Genomic DNA, 24,610 nt, shown 5'->3' with positions numbered 1-24,610 from the left:
CGGGAACCGTGCCGCAGGGGCACCCCGGGCGGGACGGCTCAGCCTCCGGAGGAGGACGTCGGCTTGCGCCCCGTCCCGTCCTCGATCTGCGCCTTGTCGCACTGGGTGCCGCGGATCAGCGCATAGGTCCCGCCGATCTTGTACGTGCCCGCCTTGGGCGCGTACAGCCGCGTCCAGTCGCCGTCCGGCGCCAGGCACCCGCTGTCGTTGTCGGTTGCCCCCTCGATCCCGAGGACGGGCGACCACGGGATGCGCAGCAGCACCGACCCGCTGTTCGGCATCGTGACGGTCAGCTCGGCCGGCCCGGCCTGGTCCACCACCGCGGGCGGGTCCGCCATCGGGTCCGCCCCGGCGACGGAGTACACCTGCCAGTCCGTGTCGTGCCAGACCTCGGTCATCCACGGCTGCCCCGCGGCCACCAGCTTCGCCTCGGCGACGGCCGCGCCGTCCGGCTGCGCGACGGAGGGCAGCACCACGTAGTTCACGCTCCAGCGCCGCAGCCAGTCCCGGTAGGTGTCCGCGGTGAGCGTGCCGTCGTAGAAGAGCGGGTTGCGCTCCACGTCGGCCTGCCGGTTCCAGCCGCGGGCGAGGTTGACGTAGGGCGAGAGCCCGGAGGCCTCCCAGTGCGACCGCAGGGGCACCACCTCCACGCGGCCCCGGTCGGCGTGCAGGGAGTGCAGCTCGTGGATGAGCGAGGACGCGTGTTGCACCGAGGAGGAGGTCGAGGCGGTGGTGACCTGGTCCACTATCGGCTTGGCGATCTGCCACGACGCGGTCCCGGCGAACGCCAGCCACACCAGCAGCGACCGCTTGGTGCCCCAGGTGCTGGCCATCGCCACGATCAGCAGGATGGTGCCGCCGTACAGCAGCGCGAGCCGCTCGACGTTGCTGCCGATCGGCGAGGGGACGATGAACGTCAGCACCACGCCGAGCGCGTACACCCAGGAGCCCAGGTGGATGGCCTTCCATGCCTTGGGCACCGCGAGCGCGGTCGCCACCGAGACCCCGAACGGGATGATGGCGAAGTACCACTTGAAGGGCTGCACCCCGTAGAACGGGAAGAGCAGCGAGGTCGCCCCGACCACCACCGGGGGAGCCGCGGCCAGGATGTACGCGTCCTTGCGGCGGCCGGTCAGGAACAGCGCCGCGGCCACCACGAGCAGGAAGAGCCCGGCGACCGGGCTGCACATCGTGGCGAAGGCCGCCATCGCGGTGGCCAGCACCAGCCGGGGCGAGCGGCCGCGCGTGGTGCGCTCCCCGGGGTAGAGCGCCAGGGTGGCGACCACCGCGAAGAGCATGCCCAGCGCGAAGGTGACCCGGCCGGAGACGACATCACCCCAAAGAGCGAACGTCGTCCACAGCACCGGCACCAGCGGCCGCTTCACCTGGGACCGCATCAGCAGCGCCGCGGAGAAGGTCGCGGTGAGGGTGCCGGCGATCACCCCGGTCATCCGCACCCCGAGCGCGGCCATGATGTACGGCGACAGGATGCTGTACGAGGCCGGGTGCATGCCGCCGTACCAGGACAGGTTGTACGACGCGGAGGGGTGGGCCTTTATGAACTCCGTCCACGCGTACTGGGCGGCCATGTCGCCGGAGTCCTTGGCCAGGTACAGCGCCCACAGCACGTGCAGCACGGCGGCCAGCAAGGTGGCCACGGCCACCGGGTGGCGTAGGTCGACCCGCCGCAGCAGGCCCCTCGGTCCGCGGGCGACAGCGACGCGCGCGGGCTGCCAGGTGGTCACGTGGCCTCTTCCGGTAGCGGGTGCGGAGTGCCCCGGCCGGGTCCCGTCCGGCGGGGCCGGACCCCCGCCGTGACAGGAGTTCGAACACAGACTTTGGACGCTAGCACGCTCGCGACGGTTGCCCTCGTGCGGGCGTGCCCGGTTTCGTACGGTCTCCCGCGGCGGACGCGGGACAAGGCCAACGAATCACGGACCGGCGTGATCCGCCACTGATTTCCCGGTCCTCACGCACGGTGGCCGGCCGGCCGAAGCGGGTTGCCCGCACCCGGCCGCACAGCGCCGCCGAGCGGGTCCCGACGCGTCCGGCAACCGGTGAACAACCGCCGCCGGCGGCCGAGTTCGCGGCGCTGGAGCGGTGGCGGCGGGGTGCGGGAAAGCCGCTGGTCGCGAGGGTGAAACGGGCGATTCCGGAAGGTCGGCGACGGGTCGGCGGGGGCCGTGAATTGGTCCAGTCCACTGACGTTTTCCACAGGGCGGCCAGGGGGCCTGGCACGGGTGTCCGACGGCCGCGTAACGTGACGCTCATGACGAAGATCCTCATCTCGGCGGACATGGAAGGCGCGACCGGCGTGACGTGGCCGGCCGACGTTCTGCCGGGCAGCGAGCAGTGGCAGCGCTGCCGCCATATGTTCACGTCCGACGTCAATGCGGCGATCGCCGGCTTCTTCGACGGCGGCGCCGACGAGGTCCTTGTCAACGAAGCCCATTGGTCCATGCGCAACCTCCTGCTGGAGAAGCTCGACGAGCGCGCCCAGATGCTCACCGGCCGCCACAAGGACCTGTCGATGGTCGAGGGCGTCCAGCACGGCGACGTGGACGGCATCGCCTTCGTCGGCTACCACACCGGCGCCGGCACCGAGGGCGTCCTCGCCCACACCTATCTCGCCAACTCCATCACCGGCGTGTGGGTCAACGGCGAGCAGGCCAGCGAGGGCCGGCTGAACGCCCTCGTGGTGGCGGAGTACGGCGTGCCGGTGGTGCTCGTCACCGGCGACGACCGCACCGGCATCGACGCCCGGGGGTACGCCCCGCAGGCGCACACGGTGGCCGTCAAGGACTACGTCTCGCGGTACGCCGCGGTGTGCCGCCCGCCCGCGCGCACCGCCGCCGACATCCGCGCCGCCGCCGCGTCGGCCGCCGCGCTCGCCGTCAAGCACACCCCGGCGGACGCCGGGCCCTACACGGTGGAGCTGGAGTTCGACGCGGTGCACCTGGCCGGCGCCGCCACCGTGGTCCCCGGTGTCGAGCGCACCGGCGAGCGGCGGGTGTCCTACACCCTGCCGACGATGTACGAGGCGATCCGCGCCTTCAAGGCGGTCACCACTCTCGTTTCGCAGGCCGTGGAGGAGCAGTATGGCTGAGCAGTCCGTCGACCCGCAGGCGCTCGACGAGGTGGTCCGCTTCACCTCCGAGCTGATCCGGATCGACACCACCAACCGCGGCGGCGGGGACGGCAACGAACGCCCCGCCGCGGAATACGTCGCCGGGCACCTCTCCGACGCCGGGATCGAGCCGCAGATCCTGGAGTCCGCCCCCGGCCGGGCCAATGTGGTCGCCCGCATCCCCGGCACCGACCCGTCCGCCGACGCCCTCCTGGTGCACGGCCACCTCGACGTGGTGCCCGCCGAGGCCGCCGACTGGAGCGTCCACCCCTTCTCCGGCGAGATCCGCGACGGCGTGGTCTGGGGCCGCGGCGCCATCGACATGAAGAACATGGACGCGATGGTGCTGGCCACCGTCCGCGCCTGGGCCCGCGCCGGCCACCGCCCGGCCCGCGACATCGTGCTCGCCTTCACCGCCGACGAGGAGGACAGCGCCGCCTACGGCTCCGGGTTCCTCGCCGACAAGCACGCCGAACTCTTCGAAGGCTGCACCGAGGGCATCAGCGAGTCCGGCGCCTACACCTTCCACGCCGGCGACGGCCTGCGCCTGTACCCGGTCGCCGCCGGCGAACGCGGCACCGCCTGGCTGAAGCTCACCGCCCACGGCAAGGCCGGCCACGGCTCGAAGGTCAACGGCGCCAATGCCGTCACCCGCCTGTCCGCGGCCATCGCCCGGATCGGCGAGCACCGCTGGCCGCTGCGCCTGACCGGCACCGTGCGCGCCGCACTCCTCGAACTGGCCGCGATCCAGGGCGTGGACATCGACCTGGACCGCGTCACCGACGGGGACGGCGCCACCGACCCCGACAGCATCGACGCCCTGCTCGCCCGGCTCGGCCCGGCCGCCGCCTTCGTGGAGCCGACCGTCCGCAACAGCTCCAACCCGACGGTGCTCCAGGCCGGCTACAAGGTGAACGTGATCCCCGGCACCGCCACCGCCCTCGTCGACGGACGGGTGCTGCCCGGCGGCGAGGAGGAGTTCACCACCACCATGGACCGCCTCACCGGGCCCGGCGTCGACTGGGAGTACCACCACCGCGAGGTCGCCCTCCAGGCGCCCGTCGACTCGCCCACCTTCGCGGCGATGCGCGAGTCCCTGGAGCACTTCGACCCGGGCGCGCACGTGCTGCCGTTCTGCATGTCCGGCGGCACCGACGCCAAGCAGTTCTCCCGCCTGGGCATCGTCGGCTACGGCTTCTCGCCGCTGAAGCTGCCGCCCGGCTTCGACTACAACGCCCTCTTCCACGGCGTGGACGAGCACGTCCCGGTCGAGGCGCTGCACTTCGGCGTCGAGGTGCTGGACCGCTTCCTGCGCCGCACCGGCGCACCCGCCACCACCGCAGGGGAGGGCGCCCGATGACCACCACCGACCGCGAGGCCGTCGGCTACGGCAGCTGGCCGTCGCCGATCGACGCCGCCACCGCCGCCTCCCACGACGGCAGCCCGGAGTTCGTGGGCGTCGTCGGCGACGAGGTGTGGTGGACCGCGCCCCGGCCCGCCGAGGGCGGCCGGCGCGCGCTGGTCCGCCGCCTGCCCGACGGCACCGAGCAGTGCCCGCTGCCCGCGCCCTGGAACGTCCGCAGCCGCGTCATCGAGTACGGCGGCACCCCCTGGGCCGGCGCGGTCCTCGACGGCTCCGTGCTGATCGTCTTCGCCCACCACGCCGACCAGCGGCTGTACGCCTTCCGCCCGGACGGGCCGGACCGCACCCCCCGACCGCTCACCCCCCTCTCGCCGGTCGGCGAGGGCCTGCGCTGGGCGGATCTGACGATCAGCCCGGAGCGCGGCGAGGTCTGGGGCGTGCTGGAGGAGTTCACCGGCGACGGCCCGTCCGACGTGCGCCGGGTGCCCGCGGCCGTCCCGCTGGACGGCTCGGCCGCCGAGGACCGCGGCGCGGTCCGCGAACTGGCCACGGCCGGGCACCGGTTCGTCACGGGGCCGCGGCTGTCGCCGGACGGCAGCCGGGCGGCCTGGCTCGCCTGGGACCACCCGCTGATGCCGTGGGACGGCACCGAGCTGCGGGTCGCCGAGGTCGGCGCCGACGGCGTCTTCGGCCCGGCCCGCACCCTGATCGGCGGCCCGCAGGAGTCCGTCCCGCAGGTCGAGTGGGCGCCCGACGGCAGCCTGCTGGCCGCCACCGACCGGACCGGCTGGTGGAACCTGCACCGGATCGACCCGGACAGCGGTGCCGCGGCCGCCCTGTGCCCGCGCGAGGAGGAGTTCGCCGGCGCGCTGTGGAAGCTGGGCCACCGCTGGTTCCTGCCGCTGGACGGCGGCCTGGTCGCGGTGCTGCACGGCGTGGGCGCCCCCCGGCTGGGCCTGCTCGACACCGCCACCGGCGAGGTCGCCGACGCCCCCGGCCCGTGGACGGAGTGGAACCCGACGCTCGCCGCCACCGGCGGCCGGGTGATCGGCATCGCCGCGAGCGCCCGCACCTCCTACGAGGTGATCGAGCTGGACACCGCCACCGGCCGCACCCAGGTGATCGGCAACGCGCACCACGACACCGTGGACCCCGCCTACCTTCCCGAGCCCGTCGCCCGCACCTTCACCGGCCCCGGGGGCCGCGAGGTGCACGCCCACCTCTACCCGCCGCGCCACCCGCAGTTCCGCGCCGAGGGCCCCGGACCGTATGTGATCTGGGTGCACGGCGGGCCGACCAGCCGCGCGGCGATGGTGCTGGACCTGGAGATCGCCTACTTCACCTCGCGCGGTATCGGCGTCGCCGAGGTCAACTACGGCGGCTCCACCGGCCACGGCCGCGCCTACCGCAACCGGCTGCGTGAGCAGTGGGGCGTGGTGGACGTCGAGGACTGCGCGGCGGTCGCCCAGGGACTGGTCGCCGAGGGCGCCGCCGACCCGCGGCGCCTCGCCATCCGCGGCGGCAGCGCCGGCGGCTGGACCAGCGCGGCCGCGCTGACCAGCACCGACACCTACGCCTGCGGCACCGTGATCTACCCGATCCTGGACCTGCTCGGCTGGTCGAAGCAGGGCGGCGAGACCCACGACTTCGAGTCGCAGTACCTGGAGTCGCTGGTCGGCCCGGTCGACGAGGTGCCCGAGCGGTACCGCGAGCGCTCGCCGATCACCCGCAGCGACCGGATCGCGGTGCCCTTCCTGCTGCTCCAGGGGCTCGACGACGTGATCTGCCCGCCGGTGCAGTGCGAGCGGTTCCTCGCCGCAGTCGCCGGGCGCGGCATCCCGCACGCCTACCGCGCCTTCGCCGGGGAGAGCCACGGCTTCCGCCGCCTCGACACCATGGTGACCTGCCTGGAGGCCGAACTGTCCCTGTACGGGCAGGTCTTCGGCTTCACCCCGGACGGGGTGCCGGTCCTGGAGCTGACCACATGACCGAACGACTCAGGCGCGTCGCCGACGCCGTGGGCGTCCCCGTGCCCGCGCTGATCCGCCCGCGGCGGCTCGCCCCGGGCGACCGTATCTCGGTGGTGGCCCCCAGCGGCCCGATACCGGCCGACCGGCTCGACGCGGGCCTGGAGGTGCTGCGCGGCTGGGGCCTGGTGCCGCAGGTGGCCCCGCACGTCCTGGACGGCCACCGCAGCGGCTACCTCGCCGCCGACGACGCGGCCCGGGCGGACGACTTCCAGGACGCCTGGTGCGACCCGGCCACCACCGCGGTGCTCTGCGCCCGCGGCGGCTACGGCGCGCAGCGCATGGTCGACCTGCTCGACTGGGAGGAGTTGCGGGCCGCACCGCCGAAGGCCCTGATCGGGTACAGCGACATCACCGCCCTGCACGAAGCGGTGGCCACCCGGCTGGGCCTGGCCACCGTGCACGGCCCGATGGCCGCGGCCGCCACCTTCCTCGACGACGCCCCGACCCGGGAGGGCCTGCGCCGCACCCTGTTCGAGCCGGAGTCGGTCCAGGTGCTTGCCCCCGCCGGGGCCCGCACGCTCGTGCCCGGCCGGGCCGAGGGCGTCACCCTCGGCGGCTGCCTGTCGCTGCTCGCCGCCGACCTGGGCACGCCGTACGCCCGCGCGTCGGCGGCCGGCGGCATCCTGCTGCTGGAGGACGTCGGCGAGGAGCCGTACCGGCTGGACCGCTACCTCACCCAGCTGCTGCGCGCCGGCTGGTTCGAGGGGGTCGCCGGTGTCGTGCTGGGCTCCTGGGCGGAGTGCGGCCCGTACGAGGCGGTGCGCGACCTCGTGGTGGACCTGCTCGGGCCGCTCGGGGTGCCGATCGTCGAGGAGTTCGGCTTTGGGCACTGCGCGTCCACGCTCACGATGCCGCTCGGCGTCCCGGCGGTCCTCGACGCGCCGCCGCCCGCGCCCGGCGACCCGGCGGCGCCCGGCCCGGTCCTGAGCATGGGGGTGCCCGCGCTGGCGTGAGGGCGCAAGGCCCGCCCCGGGCGGGCCTTGCGTACGGGGGCTGCGGTGGTCGCCGACCGCGGACCGGCGTATCTGCCGTATATCGTCCGGTCACGGCGGGTGCGGGGGCGGGGCTGTGTCCCGGCTGTGCGGGAGCTGTCCGGCGGCGCCGCTACCGGCGGTACGGGCGCTGCCGGACGGGCCCGCGGCGGGCCGCCCCGGGCCCGATCGGAAGCGGCCGGGCGGCGCGCTCCGGCGCACCGCCCGGGGCACGGCGCGAGCACCCGCAGGACCCCGCTGAGCTGCGCGTTCGGCATGCGGCTCGGGTCCTATCCGGTGTGGCGCGGACCCCGGGGCGCGCGCCGGGCGCACCCGGGCACGCATGCGCCCCGTCCCGACGCGGTGCACCCGGCCCCGGGCGCCCGCCTCCGGGTCCGGTCCGGCGACGGGCGTCCCGACCCGGCCCGGGAGCGGCGCCGGTAGCACCGTTGACACCTTCGCGGGGGCGTGACCTACTGACGGAACCGAACTCGAAGCCGTCATGCGGGGTGCGGCTCGGGGGTCCGCGGCAGGGGGTTGCGGTGACGGAAGAGCGCTATCCGACGACGGGCGAAATCACCGAGAGTGCTCGTCGTCTCACGTGGAGATATCAGGGGCTGTGCCGTCTGGCGGAGGTCGGCCGGTCCCGGGCGGGACGCCCGCTCCAGCTGCTGACGGTGGGCCAGGGACCGCGCAACGTCCTGGTGGTGGCCGGACCGCACGCCAACGAGGCCGCGGTGGGCGGCGCCACCAGCCTGAAACTGGCCGAACGCATCGCCGAGTCCTGCCGCGCCGGCGCCGGCGACGGCAGCACCTGGCACTTCCTGCTGTGCATCGACCCCGACGGCGCGGCCCTCAACGAGCCCTGGCTGACCGGGCCCTACACCCTGCGCCGGCACTACGAGCACTTCTTCCGGCCGTGCGCCGCCGAACAGCCCGAGTGGCTGCCCACCGACGGGGCCGTGCGCTCCGCGGCCCTGCCCGAGACCCGCACCCTGGTGGAACTCCTCGACCGGCTGCGCCCGGTGCTCCAGTGCTCCCTGCACGGCATCGACGTCGGCGGCAGCTTCGTCCAGCTCACCCGGGACGTGCCCGGCGTCCCCGAGCGGATCGCCAAGTCCGCCGCCGAACTCGACATCCCGCTGGAGAGCGGCTCCTCGGACGCCTTCCAGTGGCCCAGCCCGGGCCCCGGCGTCTACGTCATGCCGCCCGCCTCCGCCGCCGGCGACGGCGCCCACTCCACCTGGGCGCACGCCGGGCGGTACGACGGGGTGACCGCGGTCGTCGAGGTGCCCATGTGGGCCTGCGACCGCGCCGCCGACACCACCCCCCACCCCGACGCCGACCGCGCCCTGCGCGTCGCCGGCGCCGCGCTGCGCCGCGACCTGCCGACCGTCGCGCGGCTGCTGGACCGGATCGACCCGCGGCTGGTTGGCGCCGACAGCCCGATGCTGCGCACCGTGCGCGAACTCGTCGGCATCGGCCCGCAGCTCAGCGCCGAGTGGGACCCCGCGGTGCGCCCCGCGGACGCCTGGCCGCTGCCGGAGATGACCACCGCGCGTGTCACCAGCATCGAGGTCTACGCCCAGCGCATCCCGCTGCGCGCGGCCGCGATGCTGCGCCGGATCGCGGCGCTGCCGGCCGTGACGGGCCTGGTCGACTCCTGGTGCGCGGCGTACGAGGCCGCCTACCGGCCGCGCTGGGTGCCGGTCGCGGACCAGGTCGAGCAGCAGGCGCGCAGCGTGATGGCCGTCTACGAGGAGCTGCGGCCGTGAGGCGGCGCGCCCCGGGCGGTGGCCGGGCCGCCGTCACCTGTTCGGAGTAGTTCCCGGCCCGTGCGGCCGCCCCTGCGGTGACCATGGACCGAAGGGGGCGTCCCGCGGACCGGAGGCAGGTGAGCGCGATGAGCGCCGACAGGGCGGACCGGCCCACCCGCGGCCGGTGGCGGGAGGCGATGACGCCGCGCCGGATCGCCGCGCTGGTGCTGGCGGTGCTCGCGCTCGTGTTCATCTTCGAGAACACCCGGGAGGTGCCGATCCGGCTGATCGGGCCGGTGGTGCGGATGCCGCTGTGGTCGGCGCTGCTGATCACCTTCGTCGCGGGCGTCCTGTGCGGGCTGTTCGCCGCCTGGAGCGGCAGGCGCAGCAGGCGGCGCGCCCGGCGGTGACCGCCCGGCGCCGGTCAGCCCGCGAGCGGCTTGCCCAAGTGGACGCTCAGCGGCTCGTCGCGATAGTGGCCGAAGCCGCCCACCGGGACGTACCCGCACGACGTGTACAGCGCGATCGCCTCGGGCTGCTTCTGCCCGGTCTCCAGCACCATCCGGGTCCGGCCGGCGGCCGCCGCGGTCGCCTCCAGCTCGGCGAGCATCGCCCGGGCGTGGCCCCGCCCGCGCGCGGACCGCACCACGAACATCCGCTTGATCTCCGCGTCACCGGCCGTGAAGCCCTCGGCCGCATCGTCCTGCGCCCGCCAGCCGCCGCTGGCCACGGGCTTGCCGTCGGCGTCATACCCCAGCAGGTAGAGGCCCCGCGGCGGGTCGAAGTGGTCGGCGGCCATGTGCGTCGCGTCGCCGTCGCCGTACCGCTCCGCGTACTCCAGCTGCACCAGGTCGTTGAGACGTATGGCGTCCGGGTGGTCGAAGCGGGTCGTCCTGATCTCCATGCGGCCATCGTAGGCGGACCCGCCGACAGGTCCGAAAGGGCGGTCTGGTGCTGACAGCGGCGCGGAAAGGCGTGGAAGGCGGGCGCGGGGCGGTGGGATGCTGGGGACGTGAGCCAGAACACCGCGGACAAGCCGCGGATCAGCGTGCGCATCGCCCCTGAACTGCATGTCTTCGTGGCCGCCGGGTACCGGGGGAGCGCCGCGGAGGTGGTGACGGACGGCATGTCCTCGCTCGGGCACGTGGTGGAGTCGCTGGGCATCCCGCTCACCGAGGTGGGCGCCCTGCGCGCCGGCGGCCGCCGGGTGCCGGCACGACACGTGCCCGCGGCGGGCGAGGAGATCGCGATCGAGGCGGTACGGCGGCCGCAGCAGATCCCCGGCCCGCCGGCCTTCCTCCTCGACGTCCACCTGGGCACGCTGGCCCGCCGGTTGCGGCTGCTCGGCGTCGACGCCGCGTACGAGAACGAGGACATCGGCGACCCGGCCCTCGCCCGCCGCTCCGCGCAGGAGCGGCGCGTGATGCTCTCCCGCGACCGCGGGCTGCTGCGCCGCCGGGAGATCTTCGCGGGCGGCTACGTCTACAGCGACCGCCCGCAGGAGCAACTGAGCGACGTGCTCGGCCGGTTCGCGCCCCCGCTCGCCCCCTGGACCCGCTGCGTGGCCTGCAACGGCCCGCTGGTCGCCGCGGACAAGGACACCGTGCGCGACCGCCTGCGCGACGGCACCCAGAAGTCCTACGACGTCTTCGCCCGCTGCACCGCCTGCGAGCGGGTGTACTGGAAGGGCGCCCACCACGCCCACCTGGAGGCGGTCGTGGAGTGGGCGATGCGGGAGTACGGCCCGGCGCCGGCCGCCCCGGGCCCGGCGGCCTGACCCGCGGCGGGGCGGGTCGATCCGGGGCGGCCCGGATCGGCCCGGATCGACCCGGTCCGACCTGGTCCGGCCCTCGCGGCCCGCGGCGGCGCCGACCCGCGTACGGGCCGGCGCCGCCCCGTTCAGCCGCCGTCCGCCCCCTGCTGCCGCTGCGCCGCCAGCCCGTCCCGTACGGACGCCAGCGCCTCGGCGGCCTCGGGCAGCTCCGCCGCGGTGCAGCGCTCGATCGCCGCGGCGAGGCGGGCGGTGGCCGCGGGCACGTCGCCCAGCGCGTTGCCCTCGATGAGCGCGGCGATCCGCACCGCCTCCGCCCGCGGCTCCTCGCCCGCCCGGCCGCCCTCGGCGTACGCCTCGATCGCCTGCTCCATGGCGGCCAGGGCCTCGTCGTACGCGTCGGCGGCGGCGTAGGCGCGTCCGCGCTGGTAGGCGGTGGCGCCGCTGTGGTACCAGTGCGCGAAGTCCGGCGTGCCGGGCGGGACCTCGGCGCACAGCTCGTCCGCCGCCGCCAGGTGGCGCAGCGCGGCCGGCAGGCCCTCGGTGTCGTCGGCCTCCATCGCGAGGCGGGCGAACTCGCGCATCATGGCGGCCAGCGGAGCCGGCCGCGGGCCGCGCGCGTGGGAGGCGACGGCCCGCTCGTACGCGCCGCGCGCGGCCGCCTGCTGGCCGGACCGCGCCAGGGCCACCGCGGCCTCGCAGGCGACGAGGGTGTGCGTGCCCCGGTCGCCCTCCCAGGCGGCGACGGTGTCCGCGAGGGACACGAACTCGGCCGCCGCCTCCCGCAGTTCGCCGAGCGCGGCGAGCCCGCGGCCCAGGTCCAGCCGGATCTGGGCGAGCAGCCGGCGGTCGATCCCGGCGGTGTCGCCGAGCGTCACCGACTCCAGCACCGCGACCGCGTCGGCCGGGCGGCCCTCGGCGGTCAGCAGGTCGGCCAGCTCGACCCGGACCTGCGCGGCGCTCTGGTCCGCGCCGTCCCGGTCCATCCGGTCCGCCGCCTCCGACAGGTGCCGGATCGCGCTCGCCGCGTCGCCGTCGCGGCCGTAGGCGTGCCCCAACAGCGCGTGCAGCGGCCCCAGGTGCAAGGAGCGGTCGGGCCAGCGCGTCGCGGCCGACAGCGCCCGGTGCAGCAGCGCGACCGCCTCGCCGGGCGCGCCGCCGTGCAGCCGGACCTGGGCGAGCAGCGCCAGCGCCCGCGGGGTGCGCCACAACTGGCCGGCGCCCTCCAGCAGTTCGATCGCGCCGGCCAGCTCCGCCTCGGCCGTTCGGAAGTCGCCCAGCCGCATGGCTACGTCGGCGGCGTACTGCCGGGCGGCCGACGCCCGGGCCGGCACGTCGAGGCGGGCCGCCTCCCCGATCAGCCGCGCCACGGCGGCGTCGAACGCGGCCCGCGCGGCCTCGCCCGGCGCCGGCAGCTCGTCGATCACCTGGCGCCGCCGGGTCATGGCCTCGCACTGGAGGACCGCGAGGTAGCGGTCCGGTGCGATGCGTTCCTCGGCCAACAGGTCAGCCGCGAGCCGCAGTTCGGCGTCGAGTTCGGCGCGTGCGGCAGCCGGGCCGGGCAGGCCGGACACGGCGCCGGCGTCGGCCGCAGCGGGGGCCTCGGCGGCGTCCGCGGTTTCGGCGGCGTCCGCGGCATCGGCGGCATCGGCGGCATCGGCGGTTTCGGTGGTGCCGGCCGGGGCCGACGGGTCGGCCGCCGCGAACACCGCGACCGCGGCCCTGGCCCGCGCCGTCACCGCCCGCCCGGACAGCCCCGCCGCCTCGTACAGCTCTGCGGCGCGCAGCAACTCCGCGCGGGCCCGCGCCCACTGCTCCCGGTCGAGGCCGTCGAACCCGGCGTGCTCGGCGAGTTCGGCGGTCAGCACCTGCTCCGGGCCGAGCGCGGCCTCGTCATGGACGTACCCCGGCTCGGCCGCCCGGGCCCCGATCCGGTCCCACAGCGGGTCCGCGTCGGGCCGGCCGTCCGCCGCCAACGCCCTGACGTGCAGCACCAGTTCGGCGAAGTCCGCGGGGACCGCCCCGGCGGGTGCGCCCTCCGTGCGGGCCGCGCCGCCGGGAGCCGTACTGCCGGGCTCCGTGCTCCCGGACGCCCCCGCCGCCCCCGCCGCCCCCGCCGACGGAGCCAGCGGCGCCGCCGCCCGCACGCCCAGCGCCAGCGGCTCCTCCAGCAGCGGGCGCCGCGCCAGCCGCTCCCGCCGCCGCGCGCCGACCGCCGCCGTGCCGTTCCGCCGGTCGAACGCCGCCGCCAGCGGCTCCGCCTCCTGCCGGACATGCGCCAGCAGCGCGTCCACCGTCCAGGCGCGGCCGGGCGGACCGGCCACCGCCAGCGCGCCGTGGCCCTGCGCGGCGAGCCGCGCGAGCAGCGCCTCCACACCCGTCAGCCAGTTCAGCCGGTCCAGCGGCGAGCCCACCACGTCGAACATCGACCGGTTCTCGGCGAGCAGCTCCAGCCCGCGCGCCTCGTTGCGGGTGAGCGCGCAGAACTCCAGGTGCAGGCCGAGCGCGTAGGGCATGTCCGGCTTGCCGCGGGCGAAGCGGTAGCCCACCAGGTGGTGCGAGCGCGCCTCGTCCAGCCGCCCGGCGCGCAGCAGCGGCAGCAGCGCGTGCGCCATGCTGACGTACGGCTCCTCCATGCAGGTCTGGCCGCCCGCCAGTACGGGCTGCCACTCCCGCAGCGCCCGCTCCTCGTCACCCGACGCCAGGTGGTACAGCGCCCGGTGCCGGGTCTCGCACGCCTCGCAGTCGCTCAGGTCGGTCCGCGGCCGGGTCGCCCACAGGTCGTACGCCTCGTCGAGACCCGCGCCGGTGTGCTCGGCGATGTGGTAGCGCATCGCCAGCACCGGCTGGAGGCCGTGCCCGGCGGCCTGGTAGCGGTCCCGCATCTCCTCGGTCCACCGCTCCACCGCCGCCAGCGGCACGTCCGGCACCTGGAGCAGCGCGGTCGTCACCCACTTGTAGCGCCAGTAGAGCTGGTGCTCCTCCCAGTCGCTGAAGTCGGCCGGGTGCTCGTCCCACATCCGCACCAGCCGCGCGAAGACGACCGGCGACTTCCGCTCCTCGCCCGCCCACGTGTACGCGGACATCAGCTCGAACAGCGCGGTCACCAGGGCGCCCCGGTCCGCCAGTTGCCCGGCCGCCTCGGCCAGCTCCTCCGCGCGCAGCGTGCGCTGCCGTCCGAAGGGCCGCTCGTTGTTCTCCCGCAGCGCGTCGAAGACGGCCTCCGAGGTCTCCAGCATCACCGCTCCTCGTGCATCGCGTGGTCCAGCAGGCCGATGAAGGCCCGGTTCAGCAGGGCGCTCTCCGAGGCGCGCAGCGGCCGCCGGGACAGCAGCAGCGCCTGCCCGTAGAGCGCTTCGACCGCGGTGGTCGCCAGGCCCGGCTCGCTGATCGAGGCGGCCCTGCGCACCAGCGGGTTGAGGTGGTTGAGCACGAGCTGCGCGCGCGGCGCCTCGGCCCGCAGCGAGCCGAGGATGTCCGCCCACAGCCCGTCCGCCTGCCCGGCCAGCTCGCCGCGCGCCCGCTCGTGCCGGGCCTCGCGGTTGTCCAGCAGCAGTGAGGGCGCGCTCACCGGGTGGAAGGCCCGCAGCACCACGTCGCAGTCGAACTGCGCCACCACCTCGCGCGCGGTGTGCAGGAAGGCCGCCGCAGCCAGCTCCGCCGAAGGGTCCACCGCGTCCAGGTGCGCGGTGACCGTCGCCGGGTCGAGGTCGACCACCGACGTGCCCGGCCGCACCTCCGGCAGCCGGTGCACCAGGTCCCGGTCGTACGCGTACCCGCCGTTGACCACGCCGAGCCCGGCCGCGGCCGCGATCGGCGCCACTTGGCGGAACTCCTCCACGGTCTGCGTGACCAGCACGGCCGGGTGGCTGCGGGCGAACTCGTCGAGCGTCACCTGCCCGTCGGTCGTCTCGAACGGCAGCCACGGCAGCAGCAGCCGCAGCAGCGCGTCGTCGTAGCGGGCCAGCGCCTTGACCGCGAGGTGGTGCACCGCGATGAACCGGTGCAGCAGCGCCGGGTCGCTCGCCGATATCCCGGTCAGCCAGTCCCGGATGCGCGCCCCGAGCGCGTCCCTGATCGCCGCCAGCGTCTCGTCCTCGTACAGCGCCTCGCGCGAGGCGGTGGGCCGCAGGCTGTCGGCGTCGACCACGCACCGTACGAAGAACGCCCACTCCGGGAGGAGTTCGGGCGCCTGGTCCGACAGCAGCATGCCCTTCAGGTGCACCCGGTGCCCGGCCTGCCGCGACGGGTGCACCGAGGTGGGCAGCACGTACGCGACTCCGCGCAGGCCGACCACCGGCAGGTCCAGCTCGATGCTGTCCAGCGGCACGAAGTCGAACACCGTCCGGCAGTGGTCGGCGAGCGCCTGCCGGCGGGCCGACACCGACGGGTGGGACGCCTGCCACGGCGGCGGGGTGCCGTTGATCCGGATCACGGAGCCGCGCTCGTCGGCCACCGTGACCTCGTGGCGCAGCAGGCTGCCGTAGTGCCGGGCCAGCGCCACGACCCGGTCGTGGGAGGTCCACTCCGTGGCGTCGGCGCGCGGCACCAGCGTCACGGTGGTGCCCGGCTCCGGCAGTTCGGCGGCGGGCAGCAGGCTGATCGTGTAGCGGCCGTCTGACCTGCCGCGCCACTGGACCGCGGGCGCCGCCGGGTCGGCGGCCGACCGGGTCCGTACGGTGATCTCGTCGGCGACCACGAAGCAGGCGAGCAGGCCGATGCCGAACTGCCCGATGAAGTCGTTGCGGGCCGCGGCGAGTTGGTCGCCGTCCAGCGGCCCGGCGGCGGTGCGCTTGGAGCTGCGGCCGATCGTGGCGAGGAAGCGGTGCACGTCCGCCTCGGTCAGCCCGATGCCGGTGTCGGTGACGGTCAGGCGCCCGTCGCCGGCCCGCACGCTGATCCGCGCCGGCGCCGCCGCGTCCGCCGCCTGGCGCGCGGTGATCGCGTCGACCGCGTTCTGCAGCAGCTCGCGCAGGTACACCCGGGGGCTGGAGTAGAGGTGGTGGGAGAGCAGGTCCACCAGGCCGCGCAGGTCGACCTGGAAGGTGTGGGTGGTCTGTGCGTCGTCGGACACCGAGGAGCCTTGTCGTCAAAGGGGTCGGGCGGGATACGTCGGGCGGGGTGCGGGGTGCCCGGTACGGGATGCGGCAGGCGGGAGCGGAGCGCGGGGGAGCGGCGGCGCGGGCGCGGAACGGCCGCGGTGGCGGCGTCGGGCGCGTGCGGGCGCGAACGGGGACCGAGGTCAGGCGCCGACGCGTGCCCGCCACGCGAGGAAGGGCACGGCGGGCGACCTGCCGTCCATGTACCGCCACGGCATCTCGGTGGGGGCCTTGCGCACCATCCGGAACATGGCGCGGGCCGCCGCGTCCTCCCCGGCCAGCGCGAACGCCATCGCGAAGGTGTTGACGCCCACGGCCCAGTCGCCGCGCCGGGCGAACGCCGGATGGTGCACCGAGCGCGCGCCCGCCTCGTGCAGGGCGCGCACCACGTGCGGGGCGTGCAGGACGGTGGAGTCCGGATCGCCGCCGGCCTCCATCCAGTCCTCCAGGTGGGCCTGTGCGACGAGTTGTCCCAGGCCGCTGCCCTCGGGGGCGGCGAGTGCCGACCTCCTGGCGAACGCGTGCATCCGCTCCTGGCTGCCGCCCCACTTGGCGCACAGCTGCTGGAGGTGCTGGCGGTGGGCGGCCACATGGCCCGGCGCCCGGCGGCGCACGGCCTCGAACCGGCGCTCGGCCGCCTCCTGCCCGACCCCCAGACCGCGGCCGCTGACCTGGAGGAAGTACCAGGGCGCGGCCCAGGACGGCTCGCGCTCGGCCACCTCGTACAGCTGCTCCTCGGCGACCAGCAGCCGCTCGCGGAAGACCTTCCACTGCTCCGCGGAGACGTGGGCGCCGCTCGCCCGGCCGCGCGCCTGCCAGGCCCACTCCACGTGCCGGGCGCCGGAGACCAGCAGCGCCAGGGTGTCGCCGGGGTCGGCGTCGGCCACCTCTCGCGTCCACTGCTCGACCTGGGCGATGTCCCCGACGCCCTCGACCAGGAACGTCAGGTCCTCGTCGCCGTCGGCCGCCGCCAGGTGGGCGCGCAGCACCGGCCACCGCTCGGCGCCGCCCTGGGCGGCCTGCCTCATCTCCGCCAGCCGCGGATCGCCGAAGGCGCGGTCCACGGCCGCACCCCTGCCGCGCGGCCGCAGCGCGTACGCGTGCCCCTCCGGTTGGCGTACCTGCAACAGCCTCCGCCACGCCATCTGCCGCCCCCTTGTCGCGTGCTCCCCAAAGGCTTGGATATCACGCCGGACCGACAGCGGGCCGCCGGGGCTACTTGTAGACCTTGCCCGCCTGCGGGGTGCCGGGCGCGAGGAGCTGCTTGACGGTGACGAAGGTGTAGCCGCGGGCCTGGAGGGTGGAGATGATCGGGGCGATCGAGGCGACCGTGCCGTTGTAGCCCTTGTTCGTCTTGTCGACCAGGTCGTGCAGCAGGATGATCCCGTCCGGCTTGGCCGACTTGAGTATCCGGGACGCTATGAGCTTGGAGTCGGTGGTCCGGTAGTCGGCCCCGTCGGAGTTCCAGACCACCTCGGACATGCCGAGCTGCTTGACGATCCTGGTGACCTTGCTGCTGGTCCGGCCCTGCGGCGGGCGCAGCAGGGTGGGCGTGACCCCGGCGACCTTCTGCACCGCGTCCCGCCCCTGGGTGATCTCCTTGCGGATCTCGGAGGAGCTGATCTTCGTGAGGATCTGGTGGCTCCAGGTGAGGGTCTCCACCTCGTGGCCCTGCGCGACCATGTCCCGCACCATCTGCGGGTGCTTCATCACGTGGTTCTTGCCGAGCGTGAAGAAGGTCGCGTGCACGTGGTACTTGCTGAGGATGCCCAGGATCTGCGGGGTGCGCACGCTCGGTCCCGCGTCGAAGGTGATCGCTATGCACTTGACCTTGCGGCAGTCCACGCTGCCTTTCGCGCCGCTGGCGAACGCGGCGGCCCCGGTCGTCGCCAGGTGCTTGCGCGCTGCGGCCGGGGAGGTGGCGTCGTAGCCGTTGCACCCGGTCAGGGTGAAGGCCATGGTGGCGGCCGCCAGCAGCGTGGTCAGCGCGCGGGCTCGGCGCGCTGTGGTCGTGCGCATGCGGGAACTCCCCCTCGTCGTGTCGGCAGGCCCGCTCGGGCGCGCCCACTCCTCACTATACACAGAGGGTATACACGCGGTACCTACTTATCCACCGGTTCCGCCGAGCCGCGCGCCGGACGTCGCGCACAGCGTTCTCCCAGGATTCTCCCAGCCGGGCTCGAACGACCTTTCGGCGGCCCCACGGGAGTGCGCCCGCCCGACCCACCGGTTTCCGTTATCCGCCCCGCGGTCCCGCCGTCTCCTGTGCGAACGGGCCGTGCAGGTGCGGGACGTGGGAGGCAGCCGATGGGGGCCGGGGTCGGAGCCAGGAGCGGGCGCGGGCGTCGGCGCAGGCGCGGCAGGCGGCACGGCGCCGCGTGGTCGGCGGCGGTGATCGCCGTCGCCGGCGTGTGCCTGGCGGTGTACGTCGTCGCGGTCGGCGGCGGTCGCGAACTCCCGGGCGGGCGCGGGCGTACGGCATCCGCCTCCCCTCCCGCCGCCGCGACCGCGGCGTGCGGCGGCGCGGGGCCGGGCGATGCGGGGCCGGGCGGTGCGGTGCCGACGGCGTCAACCCCGACCGCCTCGCCGCTGCCGCCGTCGCCGTCCGGACCGGAGCGCGCCGCCCGTACGCGGCCGACCGCCCGATGACAATGCGGCCGGCCTCCTCGCCGGCAAGGGCGAAGCGGGGGTGCCGGATCGCCTTCGGGGCGAGCTGAACCGGCCCGCCGATGGCGGGTTTTGGGCCGTTTGCCGGACTTGCTCCCACCGGGGTCGCTGACATGGGGTCGGATGATATGACGCCCCGTCAGACGATCGAACATCCGCACATCTGTGCGCCACGAAGGTGACTTGTAGGGCGAATCGGGCGTTGGCGGGGGTTGGATGATGTACTCCGGCTCCGGGTTTGCGAGGATCGTCGCGATGACTGCCGCCCTCCCGGACGCGACCACCCAGCGTCCCAGCCAAGACGACCGGGGCCCTCGCCGGCACCGGCGGCCGCGCCGCACCGCGAAGCGGGTGGCCGTCGCCGTGTCGGTGACGGCCCTCGGCCTCGCCCTGCTCGGCGCCGGCTACGTGGCCACCGACCACTACGGCACGGCCTCCACCGACAACCGCGACGCGGCCGCCCGCTCCGCCGCCGGCACCGCCGCGCGGGTCGCGGGCAGTGCCTCGCCGTCGTCCGACCCGATGCCCCTGGCCATCCCCGGCCTCGGTCCCAGGACGCGCGCGAAGATCCCGGCGAACAGCCGGCAGGTGCTGGTGGCCTCGGGCCGGGCCAAGAACTCCTCGGACTCCCTGGTGACGCTCTGGTCCAGACGGTCCGACGGCCACTGGCAGCCCGGCGCGACCTGGACGGCGCACAACGCCAAGGACGGCTGGACCGCCGACCACCACGCCGGCGACCTGCACAGCCCGATCGGCGTGTTCACCCTCCACGACGCGGGCGGGTTCGACGCCGACCCGGGCACCAAGCTCCCGTACGACCACTCGTCGAGCTTCCACGCCGGCGGGGTCGGCTTCGACGGCGAGACCCTGGACGAGGCGTTCGACTACGTCATCGCGATCGACTACAACCGGGTCCCCGGCACCTCCCCGCTCGACGGCACCCAGCCGCTCGGCGCGAGCAAGGGCGGCGGCATCTGGGTGCACGTCGACCACGGCGGCCCCACGCACGGCTGCGTCAGCATCGCGGCCTCCCACATGGTGACGCTGCTGCGCACCCTGCTGCCCGCCGACCACCCGGTGATCGTGATGGGCGACGGCCAGTCCCTGGCCGCCTGACGTCCCGCCTCCACCGTGCCGGCGGCCGGGTCCGCCCGCGCCGCCGGCGCCGTCCCCCGTTTGTGCCCGTTGCCCCGTCCCGCTCCGGGGCGTTACCCCTGCGGGAGCGCGCCGGCCGGTCGGTGCGGGCCGGCTCCGGCGGCAGCCGTACGGGTGTCCGCCGTCGGCCGATGTCACGAAATCCCTGCCCGCGCGGGTCTTCATGGTGAGACCCCTGCGGGGCGGTACACGTGCAACGGAGGCCAGAATGCCAGAGACTTCAGCGGTGCGGACGCTGCCTGCGGGCGAACACCCCGGCGAGCTCGCCGACTTCGGCAGGCGCTGGGCCGAGGCGGAGCGGCGCGGCGACGTCGCCGCTCTCGACGCCCTGCTCACCGACGACTTCACCGCGGTCGGCCCGCAGGGCTTCGTGCTGGGCAAGGCGCAGTGGCTCGACCGGTACGCGTCGGGCGCGCTGGTGCACGACGACTTCACCTGGACCGAGGTGACGCTGCGTCAGTACGGGAGCTGCGCCGTGGCGGTGGGCGTCCAGCGCCAGCAGAGTGTCTTCGACGGGCGCGACGCGGATGCCGGCTTCCGGATCACCCAGACCCTCGTGGAGGTGGACGGCCGCTGGCAGCTCGCGGCCGTCCACCTCAGCCCGACCGGTGCGTGACCGGCCGGGCCGTCGGGATTCGGTGCGTCCGCGCGGTCAGCCGCGCGGCAGCACCGTCGCCTGGACGCCGGTCAGGCCGGTCCAGTCGTTGGACGCGATCGAGGCGTGGGCCGCGGCCAGTTGGGCGACCCGGGCCTGCGCGTCCGCGGCCGTGGGGGCGGTGTCGTCCAGCGTCGGCGGCACGTTCTGCGCGTCGGTCATGATCAGCAGGTAGTGGTGGGTGTCGTACCAGCTGGTGTCGATGCTGCCGTTCAGATACGTCGCCGCGTCACCGTCGAAGACCACGAACCAGGGGCGGATCGAGGCGTCGGAGTAGCGCGTCCGCGGGTCGCCGGCCGCCGCGTTGTGCACCGCGGGGAAGATGTTGGCCTGCGACAGCTTGCCCTGGCTCTGCAGGCCGGCCAGGTAGTCGGCGTACTCCTGGTCGGTCCACAGCGAGTCGGTGGGGTTGGACTCCTCGACGGTGCCGGGGATGACCTCCAGCAGGACCTTGCCCGCGAGCTGCTGCCGGGTCGGCCAGTTGCCCGCGCTCGCCGCCGCGTCCAGGGAGGCGTACTTGCTGCCGTCGGACTTCGTCAGCAGGTCGGACGGCTTGTAGACGAGGCTGCCCAGGTGGTCGGTGATCGACTGGTCCAGCTTCGCCGGGCTCATCCCGTACGTCGTCTGGAAACCGGCCTTCATCTCCAGCTTGATGATCAGCGGGCCGTGGCCGGGGTGCGCGCCGAGCCACACCCGCACGTCGTCGAGGCAGCTCTCCAGGTCCTTGTTGGCGCCGCCGGTGTACAGGTCGGCCGCGGACGAGACGTTCACGCAGTTGTTGCTGTTGCCCAGCGGGTTGGAGTGGCTGACCTTCCACTCCTTGGTGACGAAGTCGTCCCAGACGTCCAGTTCGATCATCGACGTCCCGGTGTCCAGCGACTGCGCGAGGTAGCTGAACTCGCTCGGGTCGTAGGTGTTGTGCAGCCCGGAGCCGGTGGTGCCGGAGAACGGCAGCGAGTCGGTGTCGGCGGCGGAAGCGGCTCCGCCGCCGGCGCCCGCGACGGTGAAGGCGAGGCACAGCGTCGATGCGCCCAGTAGCGCGGCGCGAATACGTAGGGAAGCTCGGCGGATCAACCGAACGGTCACGTGTCCTCCTGTGGGGGTGTCGCTCCGCCCAGACGGTGCCCGCGGGCCATGAATCGACGGAGACATGACAGGTAACACGATCTGTCGTCCCGCTGTCACCTCCACCACCTCCACTGTCGGCCAAGGGAGTTCGGCCCTACGCGCATCGCGCCGGGGGTGTGGGGGTGATGGTGTGTCAAGGGCGCCGAGGTGGTGGGGGCGGTCGCGCGGCTCAGCTCGCGCCGAGCAGGCGCAGCACGGCGGCCGTGGCCGCCGCCGCGACGACGACCACCGCGAACGGGGCGCGGCGCCAGGCGAAGAGCCCGCCGACCGCCACTCCCGCCGTGCGCGCGGCGCCGGCGAAGCCGTGCCCCTGTGTCAGGGCGGAGGTGGCCACCAGGGCGGCCAGCAGCACGACCACGGCGACGGCCATGAGCCGTTCGAAGCGGGCCGGAAGGGTGATCCGCGAGCGCAACACGGGCCCGGCGAAGCGGAACGCGAAGGTGCCCGCTCCCAATGCGGCCGTCGTGGCCAGGAGTTCGGTGCTCATCGGCTGGGCCTCGGCTCGGTGGGGGCGGCGTCGGCGGGAGCGTCGGCGGGGGCGTTTGCGGGTGCGTGCTCCGTATCCGCCTCGGCGCCGTATGGCAGGCCCGCGGCGACCCCGGCGAGGGCGAGCAGGACCGGCAGCCCGGCGGGCAGGAAGGGCGTGGTGGCCAGCGCGATCACCACCCCGGCGAAGGCCGCGCGGCGGTTGCCGGGCCGGTCCAGGGAAGGCAGCAGCAGGGCGAGCAGCACCGCGGGGAAGGCCGCGTCGAGCCCGAAGGCGTCGGTGTCGCCGACCGCCCGCCCGCCGAACGCGCCCGCGGCCACCCCGAGGTTCCAGGCGGCGAACAGGCCCGCCCCGCACAGCCAGTACGCCGTACGCCGCCGGGCCGGGGTGCGCTGTGCGAGGGTGAACGCCACCGTCTCGTCGACCATCACATGGCTGCCCAGCAGCCGGCGCAGCGGCCCGGTGCCGTCGAGCACGTCGCCGACCGCGAAGCCGAACGGCACGTGCCGGACATTGACCAGCAGGCCCGCCGCGAGCGCCGCCAGCGGGTTGCCCCCGGCGCCGACGATCCCGACGAAGAGGAACTGCGCCGCCCCCGCGAACACCACCACGGACATCAGCATCGGCAGCCACAGCGGCAGGCCCAGGCCCACCGTGATCGCGCCGAAGGACGCGCCGACCAGCGCGTCGGCCACGCAGACCAGCGCGATGTCGCGCAGCAGGTCCGCCAGCTCCTTGTCCCGGGTTCGCCATATCGAACGGATCACCGTATAGAATGAACATAAGGAAGCCGCGTTCGTCAAGCCGAACGACACGACGTCTCCACCGAACGACGGCAGAGCGACGGCCGGACGAAGATCGACGCCCGAAGGAACTGGAGCCACCCGGTATGACGACGGAGGACAGACCCCGCGGCGGCCCGCCGATCGCCGCCATCGCCGCGTCCCTTCAGCACCAGCGCCGCCGCGCCGGGCTCTCGCTGGCCGAGGCCGCACGCCGCGCCGGCATCGCCAAGTCCACGCTCTCCCAACTGGAGTCCGGCACCGGCAACCCGAGCGTGGAGACGCTGTGGGCGCTCAGCGTGGCCCTCGACGTGCCCTTCGCCCAACTGGTCGACCCGCCCCCGCCCCGGGTCCAGGTGATCCGCGCCGGCGAGGGTCCCACCTTCACCGCCGAACACTCCTCCTACGTCGCCACGCTCCTGGCGTCCTGCCCGCCGCACGCCCGCCGGGACATCTACGTCGTCTCCGCGCAGACCGGCAGCGACCGCGAGTCCGAGCCGCACATGCCCGGCGTGGTCGAGCACGTGGTGCTGAGCACCGGCCGCGCGATGGTCGGCATCGCCGACGACCCGGTCGAACTGCACCCCGGCGACTACGTCAGCTACCCCGGGGACGTGCCGCACGTCTTCCGCGCCCTCGAACCCGGGACCGTCGCGGTGCTGCTGTCCGAGCACAGCTGACCGGCCCGCGGCGCAGTACGGTGTCCGCGCCCCAGCACGCGTACGAGTGCGAGGAGTTCCGCGCGATGCCGCAGCCGCCCGTACCGCCCGTACCGCCCGTACGGCCGGTGCCGCCCGAACCGACGGCGCCGTCGGTACGCACCGAGCGCTCGGGCCCGGTCACCACCGTGGTGCTGTCGCGGCCCCACGCGCGCAACGCCGTCGACGGGCCCACCGCGCAGGCGCTCGCGGACGCCTTCCGGGCGTTCGACGCCGACCCGGAGGCGGCCGTCGCCGTGCTGTGGGGCGAGGGCGGCACCTTCTGCGCGGGCGCCGACCTCAAGGCCGTGGGCACCGCGCGCGGCAACCGGCTGGCAGCCGACGGCGACGGACCGATGGGCCCCACCCGGCTGCGGCTGGGCAAGCCGGTGATCGCCGCCATCGCGGGCCACGCGGTCGCGGGCGGGCTGGAGTTGGCGCTCTGGTGCGACCTGCGGGTGGTCGAGCAGGACGCCGTCCTCGGAGTGTTCTGCCGCCGGTGGGGCGTGCCGCTGATCGACGGCGGGACCGTACGGCTGCCGCGGCTGATCGGCGCCGGCCGGGCGATGGACCTGGTCCTCACCGGACGCCCGGTCGACGCGGCCGAGGCCCACGCCATCGGCCTGGCCGACCGGCTGGTCCCGGTCGGCACCTCCCGCGCCGCCGCCGAAGAACTGGCCGCGCGGATCGCCGCGTTCCCGCAGACCTGCCTGCGCGAGGACCGGATGTCCCTGCTGGAGCAGGAAGGGCAGACCGAACAGCAGGCGCTGGCGGGGGAGTTCGCCCACGGGCAGGTCTCGCTCGCCGAAATGGCCGCAGGGGTCGCCCGGTTCGCGGCCGGCGAGGGGCGGCACGGCGGCTTCGACGGATAGGAGGCCGCGCCCGACTCGTCGGCATCGGCCGTACGATCCGCGGAGGAC

General features: G+C 74.9%; 20 protein-coding genes. 11 read left to right on the top strand and 9 right to left on the bottom strand.

Annotation, left to right across the window (positions count from 1 at the left end; all coding sequences use genetic code 11):
- Positions 1 to 38: 38 nt before the first annotated feature.
- A complete protein-coding gene (locus AC3ERT_RS19595; RefSeq protein ID WP_435132027.1) occupies positions 39 to 1,745 on the bottom strand; it encodes an MFS transporter in 1,707 nt (568 codons plus the stop codon).
- Between the two features lie 524 nt (positions 1,746 to 2,269).
- Between AC3ERT_RS19595 and AC3ERT_RS19590 the strand changes: the two genes are divergently transcribed.
- The 6 genes from AC3ERT_RS19590 (at position 2,270) to AC3ERT_RS19565 (ending at position 9,658) form a co-directional block, all read left to right on the top strand.
- The gene (locus AC3ERT_RS19590; protein ID WP_335978735.1) at positions 2,270 to 3,106 is read left to right on the top strand and encodes a M55 family metallopeptidase; all 837 of its coding nucleotides are present in this window, start codon (positions 2,270 to 2,272) and stop codon (positions 3,104 to 3,106) included.
- Positions 3,099 to 4,487, top strand: a complete 1,389-nt coding sequence (locus AC3ERT_RS19585) for a M20/M25/M40 family metallo-hydrolase (RefSeq protein WP_435175686.1) — start codon at positions 3,099 to 3,101, stop codon at positions 4,485 to 4,487. The genes AC3ERT_RS19590 and AC3ERT_RS19585 overlap by 8 nt, the downstream gene beginning before the upstream one ends.
- Positions 4,484 to 6,478 carry a prolyl oligopeptidase family serine peptidase gene (locus AC3ERT_RS19580; protein ID WP_435175684.1) on the top strand — a complete coding sequence of 665 codons (1,995 nt, stop codon included), beginning with the start codon at positions 4,484 to 4,486 and terminating at the stop codon, positions 6,476 to 6,478. Before AC3ERT_RS19585 ends, AC3ERT_RS19580 begins: the two co-directional genes overlap by 4 nt.
- Positions 6,475 to 7,473 carry a S66 peptidase family protein gene (locus AC3ERT_RS19575; protein ID WP_435175682.1) on the top strand — a complete coding sequence of 333 codons (999 nt, stop codon included), beginning with the start codon at positions 6,475 to 6,477 and terminating at the stop codon, positions 7,471 to 7,473. Before AC3ERT_RS19580 ends, AC3ERT_RS19575 begins: the two co-directional genes overlap by 4 nt.
- A 527-nt stretch (positions 7,474 to 8,000) precedes the next feature.
- Complete coding sequence (locus tag AC3ERT_RS19570; protein WP_335978727.1) at positions 8,001 to 9,266, top strand: M14 family zinc carboxypeptidase; 1,266 nt, start codon at positions 8,001 to 8,003, stop codon at positions 9,264 to 9,266.
- A 128-nt stretch (positions 9,267 to 9,394) separates the two neighbouring features.
- Entirely contained in the window at positions 9,395 to 9,658 is a 264-nt protein-coding gene (locus tag AC3ERT_RS19565) for a LapA family protein (protein WP_335978725.1), read from the top strand.
- Between the two features lie 14 nt (positions 9,659 to 9,672).
- Here the strand turns inward: AC3ERT_RS19565 and AC3ERT_RS19560 are convergent, their stop codons facing one another.
- Positions 9,673 to 10,152, bottom strand: a complete 480-nt coding sequence (locus AC3ERT_RS19560; RefSeq protein WP_435135801.1) for a GNAT family N-acetyltransferase — start codon at positions 10,150 to 10,152, stop codon at positions 9,673 to 9,675.
- A 108-nt stretch (positions 10,153 to 10,260) separates the two neighbouring features.
- On the opposite strand from AC3ERT_RS19560, the gene AC3ERT_RS19555 reads away from it, so the two are divergent.
- On the top strand, positions 10,261 to 11,025 hold the full coding sequence (locus AC3ERT_RS19555) for a Mut7-C RNAse domain-containing protein (RefSeq protein WP_335978723.1): 765 nt from the start codon (positions 10,261 to 10,263) through the stop codon (positions 11,023 to 11,025).
- Between the two features lie 122 nt (positions 11,026 to 11,147).
- Here the strand turns inward: AC3ERT_RS19555 and AC3ERT_RS19550 are convergent, their stop codons facing one another.
- The 4 genes from AC3ERT_RS19550 to AC3ERT_RS19535 form a co-directional block, all read right to left on the bottom strand.
- A complete protein-coding gene (locus tag AC3ERT_RS19550) occupies positions 11,148 to 14,258 on the bottom strand; it encodes a hypothetical protein (protein WP_435175680.1) in 3,111 nt (1,036 codons plus the stop codon).
- The gene (locus AC3ERT_RS19545) at positions 14,258 to 16,093 is read right to left on the bottom strand and encodes an HSP90 family protein (protein WP_435175678.1); all 1,836 of its coding nucleotides are present in this window, start codon (positions 16,091 to 16,093) and stop codon (positions 14,258 to 14,260) included. Before AC3ERT_RS19545 ends, AC3ERT_RS19550 begins: the two co-directional genes overlap by 1 nt.
- A gap of 168 nt (positions 16,094 to 16,261) precedes the next feature.
- On the bottom strand, positions 16,262 to 17,263 hold the full coding sequence (locus tag AC3ERT_RS19540) for a hypothetical protein (RefSeq protein WP_435175676.1): 1,002 nt from the start codon (positions 17,261 to 17,263) through the stop codon (positions 16,262 to 16,264).
- 70 nt (positions 17,264 to 17,333) lie between these two features.
- Complete coding sequence (locus AC3ERT_RS19535) at positions 17,334 to 18,137, bottom strand: polysaccharide deacetylase family protein (RefSeq protein ID WP_435175674.1); 804 nt, start codon at positions 18,135 to 18,137, stop codon at positions 17,334 to 17,336.
- 903 nt (positions 18,138 to 19,040) lie between these two features.
- On the opposite strand from AC3ERT_RS19535, the gene AC3ERT_RS19530 reads away from it, so the two are divergent.
- Both AC3ERT_RS19530 and AC3ERT_RS19525 read left to right on the top strand, forming a co-directional pair.
- Positions 19,041 to 19,901: a L,D-transpeptidase family protein gene (locus tag AC3ERT_RS19530; protein WP_335978715.1), complete on the top strand. Its 861-nt coding sequence runs from the start codon at positions 19,041 to 19,043 to the stop codon at positions 19,899 to 19,901.
- Between the two features lie 247 nt (positions 19,902 to 20,148).
- Positions 20,149 to 20,556 (top strand): nuclear transport factor 2 family protein, encoded by a 408-nt coding sequence (locus tag AC3ERT_RS19525; RefSeq protein WP_435135791.1) that lies wholly within the window; start codon positions 20,149 to 20,151, stop codon positions 20,554 to 20,556.
- A gap of 36 nt (positions 20,557 to 20,592) precedes the next feature.
- Here AC3ERT_RS19525 and AC3ERT_RS19520 read toward each other — a convergent pair whose 3' ends face one another.
- From AC3ERT_RS19520 to AC3ERT_RS19510, 3 genes are all read right to left on the bottom strand, one after another.
- Positions 20,593 to 21,681 carry a phosphatidylinositol-specific phospholipase C domain-containing protein gene (locus tag AC3ERT_RS19520; RefSeq protein WP_435175671.1) on the bottom strand — a complete coding sequence of 363 codons (1,089 nt, stop codon included), beginning with the start codon at positions 21,679 to 21,681 and terminating at the stop codon, positions 20,593 to 20,595.
- Positions 21,682 to 21,892: 211 nt separating this feature from the next.
- Complete coding sequence (locus tag AC3ERT_RS19515) at positions 21,893 to 22,210, bottom strand: AzlD domain-containing protein (protein WP_335978710.1); 318 nt, start codon at positions 22,208 to 22,210, stop codon at positions 21,893 to 21,895.
- Positions 22,207 to 22,977, bottom strand: a complete 771-nt coding sequence (locus AC3ERT_RS19510; RefSeq protein WP_435175669.1) for an AzlC family ABC transporter permease — start codon at positions 22,975 to 22,977, stop codon at positions 22,207 to 22,209. Before AC3ERT_RS19510 ends, AC3ERT_RS19515 begins: the two co-directional genes overlap by 4 nt.
- A 122-nt stretch (positions 22,978 to 23,099) precedes the next feature.
- Between AC3ERT_RS19510 and AC3ERT_RS19505 the strand changes: the two genes are divergently transcribed.
- Together AC3ERT_RS19505 and AC3ERT_RS19500 are read left to right on the top strand one after the other, a co-directional pair.
- The gene (locus tag AC3ERT_RS19505) at positions 23,100 to 23,672 is read left to right on the top strand and encodes a helix-turn-helix domain-containing protein (protein WP_435175667.1); all 573 of its coding nucleotides are present in this window, start codon (positions 23,100 to 23,102) and stop codon (positions 23,670 to 23,672) included.
- A gap of 20 nt (positions 23,673 to 23,692) precedes the next feature.
- On the top strand, positions 23,693 to 24,562 hold the full coding sequence (locus AC3ERT_RS19500; RefSeq protein WP_435175665.1) for a crotonase/enoyl-CoA hydratase family protein: 870 nt from the start codon (positions 23,693 to 23,695) through the stop codon (positions 24,560 to 24,562).
- The last annotated feature ends 48 nt before the right edge of the window (positions 24,563 to 24,610 follow it).

The organism is Actinacidiphila sp. bgisy145, from assembly GCF_057708125.1.
This window is presented reverse-complemented; position numbering and strand designations above follow the sequence as displayed.